This window comes from Paenibacillus sp. FSL E2-0151 (genome assembly GCF_037993015.1).
GTDB classification, from domain to species: Bacteria; Bacillota; Bacilli; order Paenibacillales; family Paenibacillaceae; genus Paenibacillus; species Paenibacillus amylolyticus.
The window spans coordinates 3,258,991-3,271,455 of sequence record NZ_CP150308.1 but is presented as its reverse complement, the minus strand read 5'-3'; the positions used below and the strand labels follow the sequence as shown (position 1 = coordinate 3,271,455).

At 43.9% G+C, this 12,465-nt stretch carries 11 protein-coding genes; 1 reads left to right on the top strand and 10 read right to left on the bottom strand.

Annotation, left to right across the window (positions count from 1 at the left end):
• Window positions 1-15 precede the first annotated feature (15 nt).
• Both MHI55_RS14905 and MHI55_RS14900 read right to left on the bottom strand, forming a co-directional pair.
• The gene (locus tag MHI55_RS14905; protein WP_036670813.1) at window positions 16-645 is read right to left on the bottom strand and encodes a pentapeptide repeat-containing protein; all 630 of its coding nucleotides are present in this window, start codon (window positions 643-645) and stop codon (window positions 16-18) included.
• 11 nt (window positions 646-656) lie between these two features.
• Window positions 657-1,421: a methyltransferase domain-containing protein gene (locus MHI55_RS14900; RefSeq protein ID WP_340020301.1), complete on the bottom strand. Its 765-nt coding sequence runs from the start codon at window positions 1,419-1,421 to the stop codon at window positions 657-659.
• A gap of 500 nt (window positions 1,422-1,921) precedes the next feature.
• Here MHI55_RS14900 and MHI55_RS14895 point away from each other — a divergent pair, with 500 nt between their 5' ends.
• Window positions 1,922-2,596 carry an AraC family transcriptional regulator gene (locus MHI55_RS14895; protein WP_235193823.1) on the top strand — a complete coding sequence of 225 codons (675 nt, stop codon included), beginning with the start codon at window positions 1,922-1,924 and terminating at the stop codon, window positions 2,594-2,596.
• 178 nt (window positions 2,597-2,774) lie between these two features.
• Here MHI55_RS14895 and MHI55_RS14890 read toward each other — a convergent pair whose 3' ends face one another.
• From MHI55_RS14890 to MHI55_RS14855, 8 genes are all read right to left on the bottom strand, one after another.
• The gene (locus MHI55_RS14890) at window positions 2,775-3,854 is read right to left on the bottom strand and encodes a low specificity L-threonine aldolase (protein WP_340020300.1); all 1,080 of its coding nucleotides are present in this window, start codon (window positions 3,852-3,854) and stop codon (window positions 2,775-2,777) included.
• On the bottom strand, window positions 3,851-4,273 hold the full coding sequence (locus tag MHI55_RS14885; RefSeq protein WP_036670809.1) for a MarR family winged helix-turn-helix transcriptional regulator: 423 nt from the start codon (window positions 4,271-4,273) through the stop codon (window positions 3,851-3,853). The genes MHI55_RS14890 and MHI55_RS14885 overlap by 4 nt, the downstream gene beginning before the upstream one ends.
• Window positions 4,274-4,731: 458 nt before the next feature.
• Complete coding sequence (locus MHI55_RS14880) at window positions 4,732-6,450, bottom strand: ABC transporter ATP-binding protein (RefSeq protein WP_036670808.1); 1,719 nt, start codon at window positions 6,448-6,450, stop codon at window positions 4,732-4,734.
• A 2-nt stretch (window positions 6,451-6,452) separates the two neighbouring features.
• A complete protein-coding gene (locus MHI55_RS14875) occupies window positions 6,453-6,827 on the bottom strand; it encodes a hypothetical protein (protein WP_339199496.1) in 375 nt (124 codons plus the stop codon).
• A gap of 180 nt (window positions 6,828-7,007) precedes the next feature.
• A complete protein-coding gene (locus MHI55_RS14870) occupies window positions 7,008-7,949 on the bottom strand; it encodes an alpha/beta hydrolase (protein WP_339199494.1) in 942 nt (313 codons plus the stop codon).
• A gap of 25 nt (window positions 7,950-7,974) precedes the next feature.
• On the bottom strand, window positions 7,975-10,101 hold the full coding sequence (locus MHI55_RS14865) for a serine hydrolase domain-containing protein (protein WP_339199979.1): 2,127 nt from the start codon (window positions 10,099-10,101) through the stop codon (window positions 7,975-7,977).
• Between the two features lie 194 nt (window positions 10,102-10,295).
• The gene (locus MHI55_RS14860; protein ID WP_339199492.1) at window positions 10,296-11,657 is read right to left on the bottom strand and encodes a HAMP domain-containing sensor histidine kinase; all 1,362 of its coding nucleotides are present in this window, start codon (window positions 11,655-11,657) and stop codon (window positions 10,296-10,298) included.
• Window positions 11,654-12,328 carry a response regulator transcription factor gene (locus MHI55_RS14855; protein WP_339199489.1) on the bottom strand — a complete coding sequence of 225 codons (675 nt, stop codon included), beginning with the start codon at window positions 12,326-12,328 and terminating at the stop codon, window positions 11,654-11,656. Before MHI55_RS14855 ends, MHI55_RS14860 begins: the two co-directional genes overlap by 4 nt.
• Window positions 12,329-12,465: the final 137 nt, after the last annotated feature.

The following is a 12,465-nucleotide window of genomic DNA, read 5'->3' as shown; positions in this document are numbered from 1 at the left end:
ATGTGATCATGCCCTTTATTTGATAATCAAACCCATTAATCCTACAAATGTGGCGGCTTGATGTGGTGAAATCACACAACCGTTGAGATCTTCCATCGTCAGCACCAAGGAGTCAAATTCGCAATCGCTAAGATCCAAATCCTTCATTTTGGTCCCCGTTAAGGATGCTTGGTCGATGTTACATTGACGGAACTCCATTTTTTGCAGTGCCAGATAGGCAAAGTCCGCACCAATCAAGGTACATTCCGAGAAGGAGACCTGTTTCAGATGGGCAAAACGGAAATTGCTGTAGTCGCCTAGACCATGAAGGAAACTGACATTTTGCAATCGGCTATTGGAAAAATCAGTTCCGACAAACTTGCAGTTATGCCATTCGATTCGATGCATGAAGGCACTAGAGAGATTGACATTGGAGAAGTCACAGTGTTCGAACCGGACATCGGTGAATTCAAATTGTTCCAAGGTAGACTCCGAGATTGTCACATGTCTAAATACAACATTTTCAAAGGAAACCTTACTCGCTTCCTGTTGATCCAATGTAATGTTCTCGATCAGTTTGTGTTTGTACTCCACTTTGGATTCCAGGAATGCAATCGTTTCCGGTTCGAGCAACTGCTCCTGAATCTTGGGTTTGTCCATTTTCATCCCGTATTCCCCTATTCCTTAATAGCTACAACTCGCAGTCGGCTTCTGTCCAGATACCACTGTCCATCCCGCATCAGTTGTGGCTGTACTTTTTTCTCAACAGCTTCCATAATAACATCCTGTTCCGCAGGTGTGATACCACTGAATAAATACTCCGCGAAGCTGGTCAACCACTTTTTGGCACCTGGCTTGAACGGGGTAAATTGATCCACATGCTGAGCCAGACTAACTCGAAATCCGTGTTGCTCCAGAAGATTAGCATATTCGCCAATGGTCGGGTGATACCACGGATTCCGTCCTTCCCATTTGTATCCACGGGCATCCAGTTCTTCCTGTACCGCTGTAATTAATATAGCCGTGTTACCATTTGCAGCAAACTCAGCCACGAATCGCCCGCCCCTCTTGAGCGCTAACTGTATTGATTGTACTACAGCTGGAGCATCCTTTATCCAATGCAGAACGGCATGAGAGAAGACCGCATCATACGGTTCTTCTGTCCGATAATGACAAGCATTTGCTACTTGAATATTCATATCAGGGTATTTCTGTTTAGCTTGCCTAATCGTCTCTTCTGAAAAATCTATACCTGTTGGCAGCGCTCCTGCGGCTGCAATTTTGGCTGTCAGACCGCCATTACCGCAACCTACATCAAGAATACGTTCACCTTGGGATGGCTGGAGCAATGATAAGATAGGTGTGCCCTGTAACGTAGCAAAAGGAGCGGAATGACCACTCGATGATTCGTTCACTTGACCGGATGAATGTCCGTTATTCATAGATTATAATCTCCTTCTCAATTAAGGATCTAATGTATCTATAATAACTTTAATATAAAGGAACTGTCAATTCACTTATCAGATCACTATAAAAAAAGCCGCCGAATGGCGACTTCAACATTAAGGATTCGGATCAACTGAGATTTCCTGTTAGCCCACATATTCCATATCTCACACTCTCCTTGAATTTGTTCTGTAAACTGATGTTGTCTCGACCTCTTCGGTAACTAGCTCTAACCAGCATGTGAAGTATATCTCTCGATGTACGGAATTTTCTTCGAACTTGATCTGTGATTCGAGCCTGTCAATCAAAATTTGCCTCACATGGTTTGATAACCACTTCATCACCTTACTCACCCAACTTTTCAAATAAACTTTAATCGCTTGGCTCTGTTAACATACTCTTAGTATGCCGAGTCATGGGCTGCAAGCGGTATATCAATCGTCTTAATTGATTGCCTGATCCTCTCAGGCCCTCTTCCAATTACCTGATTGCTTCCATGAATCTCCCGGTCATCGGGCAGATTATCAAGGCATCCGCAGATGCACCCTACTTAAGTCTTAAGCTCGAATTCACACCGAACCAAATTCTCGAAGTACTTAACGAATGTAATATCAAGGTAACATTCAACGAAAACGCCAGACGAGCCATGTTTGTAGGTCAGATGGAATCGTCCATTCAGGATGCTGTACTCCGACTTGTTCGATTGCTGGATACGCCAGGAGAGATTCCGTTTCTGGCTCCGTTGTACGTTAAAGAAATCCTGTTCCGTCTCCTTCAAGGGCCTTACGGAGGAGAACTGGCGCAGATTGCGGTTGAAGGTAGCAGCACTTATCGGATCAGAGAAGCGATTGAGTACATCGTTCATCATTGGGAACAGCCTTTTCGCATTGAAGATCTGGCTGAGACCGCGAGCATGAGCGTCTCTTCATTCCATCGTCACTTCAAAGAGATCACAGCTATGAGCCCATTACAATTCCAGAAACAATTAAGATTACAGGAAGCCCGGCGACTTCTGATGGCCGAATCTGCTGACGCGGCAGATGTAGCGTTCCGGGTTGGTTACGAGAGTGCTTCTCAATTTAGCCGCGAATATGCACGCATGTTCGGTGCGCCGCCAAGAGCCGATATCCGACGGCTGAAAGAGAAATATGACATGGCCTTGAGTGAGTAACCGAGTATGTACTCTCTATCTCACAACTATCACACAAAAGGCAAACCAAAAAAGGACAACCACAACGGATTGTCCTTTTTTCAGTATCAAAATTCTGCGTAATATCTTTTGGAATTTTCAAAATACTCGTATTTATGAAAGGAAATCGGAGCTGTTCTCCTTAATTTAATGAACAAGATTAGACCAATGCTTCGACCCGTTCTGGCACGTGGATCTCTTCGTGCAATAATTGAGTGATGTCACGAGTCAGTGCATCCACATTCTCCTGCTGCGTTGCCCAGCTGGTACAGAAGCGCACCGCACTGTGTGTATCGTCAACCTTTTCCCAGAAGGTGAACGTATAACCGTTGCGTAATTTCTCAAGCAAACGATCAGGCAGAATCGGAAACTGCTGGTTGGTTGGTGAATCGTACAGGAAGCGTACCCCCTGCTGTTCGAGTGAGTCATGAATTCTCAAGGCCATATCTATGGCATGGCGAGAAATATCGAGGTACAGACCGTCTTCGAACAACGTTTCGAATTGGATACCTAGCAATCTGCCTTTGGCAAGCAGGCCACCTTTTTGTTTGATCATATAACGAAAATCAGGTTTCAGTGCATCATTCAGGATAACAACCGCCTCTCCCATCAATGCGCCAATCTTGGTTCCCCCGATGTAAAACACATCACACAAGCGAGCAAGATCAGCAAGTGTCATATCGCAAGCGCGTGAAGCGAGTGCATATCCAAGGCGTGCTCCATCCACGAAAAAAGGAAGACCACATGCTCTGCTCACTGTATGCAATGCTTGCAGTTCTGCCTTGCTGTACATCGTTCCATTCTCCGTTGGTTGGGATATGTAGACCATTCCTGGTTGAACACAGTGTTCCGGCGACGACTCATTCATGTGCGCATCGTAGACTGCTCTAACCTGCTCAGGCGTGATCTTTCCGTCCTCGCTTGGAACTGTGAGTACCTTATGTCCCGTAGCTTCAATAGCTCCGGTTTCATGAACCGCAATGTGTCCCGAGGACGCAGCAATCACACCTTGATATGGACGCAAAATAGAGGCAATCACCGTTGTATTTGTCTGTGTACCACCAACCAGGAAATGAACATCAGCTTGCTCATTGTCACAAGCCTGACGAATAAGCATTCTCGCCCGTTCGCAGTGTCCATCCGTGCCATACCCGCTCGTCTGTTCCATATTGGTTTCCATCAGTCTTTGTAAAATGCGTTCATGCGCACCTTCGTTATAATCACATTCAAATCGTATCATCGTGTTGTCTCTCCTGCCTTCTTGTTCAACTTCTCTTGTATGTTCATCATGGAGGTGTATACCTCTTGAATCTCTTCTTCATTCAATTCTTGCATCAGCTTCAGGATCTGTTGATCGGATCGGTCATTCAATTGGGCATACAGTTCCTCACCCTTGGCTGTCAGACGAATCAGACTGACCCGGCTGTCGGCCGCAGAATCCACTTTCACCAGCAGTCCTTCCTTGGACAGCTTGTTCACAATTCGGCTCATGTAACTGCGATCAATGGTCAGTGTATCTACCAGATTATTCGCAATGCTCTCTCCCCGAATTCCAATCTCAATAATGACTCGTACTTCTGCAAACGAATACCCTGTTCCGAGAATATGCTTATCAAGTACACCGAGTATGTTGGTATAAAAACGGTTAAAACGTCGCATGTCAGCCAGTATATCTGGATTTATGTACTGAGAGTCGATGTCAAACCCTCCTTTTTAGTGGACATTGTCAACATTATAATAATCACGTTAGTGGACGTTGTCAACATTATATTTTACATAGCATTTTATAACTTCATTTTTAATATCCAATCAATAAAAAAAGCCGCGCATATGCGCGGCAAGGTTTACTTGTTTTAGATACTTGATCCAGATACTTAGTCAGCTACTTAAGTTTCTATATAAATTGAACTAAACATTTACACAAAACGGAGAGGACAGAAAGAACCTGAAGAAGCGGAGCGTTCGCCTGAAAGCTTTCTGCAAGAAAGCTACATCGAAAGCATACGCTATCCCCGGATTTCCCCTTTAGATAAGAGGAATAAAAAAATCTGGGGATAACAGCGATCGGAAGGTTATTCTGTCATCGGAGTGGCTAGTGTAAATTCAATTTACATGGATTAAGAGTGACTATATTGCACCTGATGAAGACGGCTGTATATCCCTCCAGCGGCGACCAATTCCTCATGGTTGCCCTGCTCAGCGATACCATCTGTGTTTACTACGATGATTCGATCTGCATTCTTGATAGTTGTCAGTCTGTGTGCAATCACAAGTGTAGTTCTGCCCACCGACAATTCAGCGAGTGATTGCTGGATCAGTGCTTCCGTTTCCGTATCCAGCGCTGAGGTTGCCTCATCCAGAATAAGAATGGGTGGATTTTTCAAGAACATACGAGCAATAGATAACCGTTGCTTCTGTCCTCCAGATAGCTTAACTCCACGCTCGCCAATGACAGTATCCATACCATCCGGCAACGTAAGAATCAATTCCTCCAATGAGGCACGACGGGCGGCATCCCAGATTTGTTCATCCGTTGCACTCAGATCACCATAAGCAATATTCTCCTTAATGGTACCCGAGAACAAAAATACATCTTGTTGAACGATTCCGATATGCTTGCGCAAGGATTGAAGCTTAACGTTACGAATGTCCACACCATCTACAGTGATACGTCCCTCTTCTACCTCATAGAATCGAGGCAACAGGCTACAGATTGTCGTTTTGCCTGCACCCGAAGGTCCAACAAAAGCAACGGTTTCCCCTGGTCGAACAGACAGACTGATATCACTTAGAATACGCCGACTGGATTCATATCCAAACGAGACGTTCTCAAAGCGAATATCACCCTTCACACTTTCGAATTCAACGGCGTTTTTGCTATCCGCAATCTCAGGTTCTGTATCAATGATCTCCAGATAACGCTTGAAACCAGCAATGCCCTTTGGATAACTTTCAATGACGGCATTGATTTTCTCGATCGGGCGGAAGAAGATATTGGACAGAAGCAGGAAGGCCATAAAGTCACCCATATTGATTCTGCCATCGATATAAAACCAAGCCCCGCTGATCATGACAAACACCGTAACCAGTCGCATCATCATATAACTCACCGAGATACTTTTCGCCATCGTTTTGTAGGCAAGCAGTTTGGTTTTACGGAAATTCTGATTGTCCACTGCAAAAAGTTCTTTCTCATGTTCTTCGTTGGCGAACGATTGCACAACACGCATACCGCCGACGTTGTCTTCAATACGCGCATTGAAATTGCCGACGTCTCCGAAAAGTCGCCGATAGGTCTTTGTCATGCGGCCACCAAATACGATAATGACCCAAGCCATAATTGGGATAATGATAAAGGTAAGCAGCGCAAGCTCCAGATTAATGTTAGCCATCAGCCAGAACGATCCGATTAATGTCATCACTGCGATGAACACATCTTCAGGTCCATGGTGAGCAACCTCGCCGATATCATTCAGATCATTCGTAAGATGACCAATTAAGTGGCCTGTTTTACGATTATCAAAGAACCGGAAGGACAGCTTCTGCAAGTGAGCGAACATCTTCTCACGCATGTTGGTCTCAATGTTAATGCCCAGCATATGTCCCCAATATGTAACTACATAGTTCAATACGGTATTAAGTGCATAGATGGATAACAGCACGACGCAGGCAAGCATAATGAGAGGCCAATCCTGACCTGGCAACAATTCATTAATGAATTTGCTGACGGCAAGGGGGAAAGCCAACTCCAGAAGACCTGCGAGTACAGCGCATCCAAAATCAATCAAAAACAGTTTTTTATAGGGACGATAATACGAAAAAAAACGACGAATCATACTTATTCACTCTCACTCTCCAGATCCTTATTGGGGTTTACATCTTCATTTTGCAGCTCGAAAAGATGGATATACTCGTCGATGACCTGATCAATGGCTTTCAACTCCCCACTGATTATCGGGCGAATATGTTCATACTCCTCCTGACCAAGTTGTCTGGCGAGCGTTGTTCTTCGATTCTGCATTTGTTCCAGAAATACAAGAATTCGGCCGCGACGGAATGTTTGCGCACCACGGCCCCGTTTTCCCTCATGTTCAACATGACCTCTTCCACGTCTGGAACGTTCACCACGTTGCTCATTGTCACTCATATCACGTCTCGGACGCTCAACTTGACGTACACTTCCATCCTTCTCTTCGATAGGACGATCTCTCATATTTGCCACCCCCATAACGTGTATACATATGTATACAGCGTATTCATGTATACGATTGTATACGCGATAAAAAGAAGTGTCAACCTAAATTTTCCAATAAAGTAACTACGCTTGTATATTCATCATTTTGCCAACAAAAAAAAAGCCGCGATTTCGCGACTTCTTTTGTTGGCGACAATACTATTTTATCTCACTCATAAACTTCCTATATTCTTGAACCATTTCTTTGGATCGGGTGTGATGCAAATAATGTTCTCCCTCAAATGTCATCACTTTTCCATGCACAGAATCTTTGACTTGCTCTTCATGCAAGGGTATCCAGCCTTCCGTTTCCGTATCATTCGCCTGTAAGAAGAAAATCAACGGAAGATCTTTGGGGAAGGACAAGTTCTCAGCTGCTTTGAAATTAGGACCAAAGTTTTCGCCTTCATTCAGGTTGTTCGGATTAAACGTATTTTTGAGTGAAAGTATTCTAATTTGTTCTCTGGTCTCATCATCAACATCGGGTGCAATCAGTTGATCAGGGGCCAGTTTCATTAACAATCGGTAGAATCCTGATTTTTTAAGCAGTTTGTACGTTTCGGTTGGAAATGGATCATCATTACCTCCCTGCGTTGGGACACTGCTCTCAATTCCCACAAATGAACTTACTTCGTTTGGATATTTGTTCACATAATCCAGGCCGTATATCCCTGAAATGGAGTGAGCCATGAGCGTGTAATTATGAATACCAAGTTGCTGTAACGCTTCATGAATTTCACTAACCATATTTTCAGTGGTACGCTCTTTTTCAGTAATGTCACTTAATCCATAACCGAAAGGCTCAATGACAACGACTTTGTAAAATGGAGATAGCTCATCGATCAGCGGTTTGAAATCAAGGGCTGGGGCAGGTGTTCCGTATCCAGGAAGCAATACCACCGTTTCTTTTCCTTTTCCTTGAATCAACACATTCATGTTTTTCCCGTCAACTGCTACAAACTGACCATAGGGTTTTATTTTCCCTTCTTCCGATTTGTTGCTAAATACATTAACAATAAAAACAGTGGCAATAAATAATGCAAAAGCGATAACGATGGCTCCGAATATTTTGAGCAAAATGATTAATATTTTTTTCATCATGATGGTTCTCTCCTGTTGAGTTCATTTACTTTTTTAATGAAATTTCGAATTTGGAACCAACCTCACCTGCAAATACAATACGGCCGTTTTCTGGTAAAACAACATTATTCTTACCGCTGACTACGCTGTGATTAATACAAATTCCGGTCTGGTCATAGACAGCAAAGGCTCCATTTGCAGGCAATTTCACTGTCATGACTTTTCCTTTCGCAGTCGCTGGTACCGAAAACCATTTGGCATATCCATCTGCTTGAATGGTTGTTGCGGATCGTTTACCCGAATAGATTGGTTTCACCATTTCCTCACTAGCGTATACATAACCTGAAAATGTAAGATACTCTCCTCCGTTCTTTTTGGAGAAATGAATGTCCATCGTATCACGTCCGGCAGTACCCGGAATCTGCAATTGATTGGCTGCTTCGTTGGCTCCAATAATCTTATTATTGGACATATATCCCGGATTCTCTTTATTCAACTGAATAGGCAGGATCGATGAAGCATTGAGATAGACCATGGATGTGTATTTCTCATTCACCAGATAATATTTTTTACCATCGCGCTTTGCCCATGCGGCCTTAATCTCCTTGGATAATTTATTGGCTTCAAGCTTCTCCCCATTATATTCTGAGAAAGCCAGCTGTCCGAGTCCTGGAACGGATATATATGATCGAGACCACAGGTAGGTATTCCCGTTTTTCTCCACAACGAATCTCAACTTTTCTGTGCCTTCGTCGTTAACAAAAGTACCATCCGCTGTATAGGTGTATTCTTGAGCCGGATTACTCGGAGCTGTAAGTGAAGATACAGTCATTTGTCCAGCCGTATTTATTTTGATCTTCATAACTGAATTATTGCCACCATATATACCTGCAAACTTGGAGACTTCCTTAGGCATATTGGCCTTCACGGGTACGCCAAATGATTTTTCTGGCTTCCGTTCTGTAATGATGTCCTTTTCCTCAAGTGCGCTGAGTAATAATTCATTCGCTATGAAATTATTGGTTAAGCTTGACCCGCCTGAAGAGATAACGGCTGCAGCCATGTTATATTCCGGGAGTACCACTAATGAGGACTGATAAGATAACGTATCTCCACCTTTCATAACGGCCTTAATGCCGTATTCGTTGAATGGGAACAAGTTCACACTATCCCACCCCAACCCGTAAGACATCAGCGTATCGCTATCCTCTGGCCACATGCCTCTTTTATACTCTTCTTGCGCCATAGCTTCTACAGACTTATTGGAAAGAATACCATCAACTTCTCCCGTGAAGATTCTTGAAAATTTGACCAGATCTTCAGCGGTGGAATACAGACCTCCAGTACCGATGATATTATAATTCTCTTTTGGAAGTGGTCCCTCATAAAAAGGGGAATAGATTGCCGCCATGTCTGACGGATTAAGCACATCCTGTGGTGATTTGGTGTGTTTCATATCCAAAGGCTCCGTGAAATACTTGTGTATAAATGCGGTATAACCAATGCCGCTCACTCTTTCGACCAGAATCTCGGCTAACGTAAAGCCATCGTTGCTGTAGACTGAGTATTCGCCGGGATCTGCCTTCAGGTTTTGATTCGCCAATTGCTCCAGAAACGTATCATGTGAATACGTGTCATTATCTCCGTACAAGGTGGCATTGCTGGTTGAGGTGCCCAGAAGACCGGAGGAATGATTCAGCAACATACGGGGTGTGATCTGTTTGTATCGGTTATCTTTCATTTTAAAGTCAGGCATATAGTTCACAACAGGCGCATCCAAATCAATCTTGCCTTCGTCAACCAGCTTCATTACAGCGGCTGTAAGCATCATTTTACTGGTTGAACCAATGCCATAGACGGTGTTCGAAGTAAGAGGCACCTTATCGTTTATATCGTTTTTGCCCGTTTGACCGGACACCACAATCTCTCCACCATCGATCAGTGCATATTGCAGACTCGTCGTACCGTACGTCTCGGTCAGTAATTTGGATTTTTCGATCACGGCTTTCTTTGTTGTCTCATACGTAAGGTTACTGTTGTTCATGGGAGCCGGTGCGGCCATTGCAGACATTGGGGCAAGTATCGTCAGCATGAGAGTCACAGCAGCTATAGTATTTCTCTTTCTTGCTGTCCTCACACTCATCTTCAGTTTTGTTACCTCTCTTGGTTTCATTCTTGCATCTACTCCTGACTTCATCATTGTGTTAAGCCACCTTAAAGTGGGCGCTAAAGACAATATAACAAACCAAGATGTCCCCCTAATGACTGCAGCATGAACGGGGGATGAACAGGCAAAAAAAGTTTGCATCATCATACGCAAGGAGGTTTATACAGGGTGTCATAGCTAAGAGAAGACATGAAATCCAATCACTCTGTGGGTGTTGTGATTGGCAAGATGACTATGAAAGTCGTTCCTCGTCCATATTCGCTCTCCACCCGAATGTCCCCTTGATGAAGCAAGACGATCTGCTTTACAATAGCTAGTCCCATACCGCTTCCTTCATATTTCTGACTGTGGGAACGATCTGCTTTAAAGAAGCGGTCAAATATACGCTTTTGGTCTTCCGGGAGAATACCAATACCCGAATCCGATATGCGGATCGTCACGTTCTTGATATTCTGTTTGATCGTGACGTTAATTCGGGCACCATCTTCGGAAAATTTTATGGCATTGCCGAAGATATTGATCCACACCTGATTTAACTGGTCATGATCGGCCATGATTTTGGTGGGCTGCAAATCAAGATCGAACTGAATGTTACGGGCCGACCATTGGGGTTGAATAGCGACGATTACTTGTCTGATCTGTTCATCCAGACTGAGCGTGGCGAGCCGCATTTGCAATGATTGAGATTCAAGCAAACTCAGCTTTAGCAGACTATCACTTATTTTGGACATTCGTGCAGTTTCAGTGATGATAATATCGAGATAATCGCTTCTTTCGTCATCCGGGAGGTCTACCTGCTTGAGCGCTATAGCAAAACCGGAAATGGAAGTGAGCGGAGACTGAACTTCATGGGACACGTTTGCTACGAATTCCCTGCGCATCTGCTCAAGCTGCTTTAGATCGTGCATCATTTCTTCGAAACTACGAGCCAGAGTACCTATCTCACCCTTTTGTTTAATATTAAGCTTGACATTGAAATCTCCGGCAGCTATAAGCCGGGTCGCTTCTGTCAGCTTTTTGATCGGTCTCACCAGAAACATAGCCGCAATTAGTATCAATAGGCTTCCTGCTATTAACGAACAAATCATAAAAGTTACAACAAACTTGATGAGAAATGAGGTGGAAGAGGAAGTGAGGGGCTCTACAAACATTGCTTTGCTTCCCATTTCAGTTTTTATCGGCAATCCCAAGAAGAACGTATCGATCCCATTGACTTGGACCCTTTCCCCATCCAGCACTTTCTTCACTTGTTCCGTCGTCACCGGGAAAGGATGTTGTTCTTTAAGTTCTCCGTAGGATTGGAATTGATCCGTTGCTTTATAGATTCGAATGTGATAGGAATTGAGTTGTTTCATTTCACTTATAAACATTTCTGCTTCATGTAACGGCAATGTCTCGTGAATGCGGACGATATCCTGGCCAAAGTCAAGCAAGGAGCCTTGTAAGTTATCGTTTAATTTATCTTGAAATATCCAGGTTGTAACAAGAAAAGAAAGGATTGTGCCCCCGATCACGGAGACCAGAAAGGTCAGGACTACGCGTGTATATAAAGAACCGATCACTCCTGCACCTCAAGCCGGTAGCCAAGTCCCCGCACCGTTTCGATGCGAAAATCGGAGATAGCTGCAAAACGTTCGCGTAGACGTTTAATATGCACGTCTATCGTTCGATCATCGCCAGTATAATTAATTCCCCAAACTTGATCGATTAATTGCTCCCGCGTATAGACTTGTCCCGGTAATCCAGCAAGTTTATACAATAATTCGAACTCTTTAAGCGGCAAGGTGAACGACTCTGTACCCCTCAGGACCTTATAAGTCTGCCGGTTCAAAATAACGTTTCCTAATTGGATCGTCTGCGTTAATCCTATACGGTATCGTTTCAACAGTGCCTTGACGCGAGCCATCAACTCAAGCGGGTCGAATGGCTTCGTCATATAGTCATCTGTCCCGAGCTGAAATGCTTGTACTTTCTCCCAGGTCTCGTTTCTTGCCGTCAACATTAGTAACGGAAGATCCGGATTGGCTCTTCGAAGTTCCTCACATAATGCCCATCCGTCCATGACCGGCATCATAATATCAAGAATAACCAAATCGACTGACGTGGAGGTATAGATAGCCAGGGCTTCCTTACCGTCTGCGGCGTTGATAGATGTAAATCCCTCGTTGCGCAAAAATAAACAGACGAGTTTGCGAATGTTCGCATCGTCGTCAGCAACCAATATCGTAGGCATCGTTTCCACTCTCCTAAAAAAGAATAATTCTTCAGTTGAGCAAGAGCGAAGAATTCTAACTGAAGTGACAAACTAATTATAGTTAAATTGAACAAAAGCAGCCGATTACTTCGATCGGCTGCTTTCTTAGTTTCTTT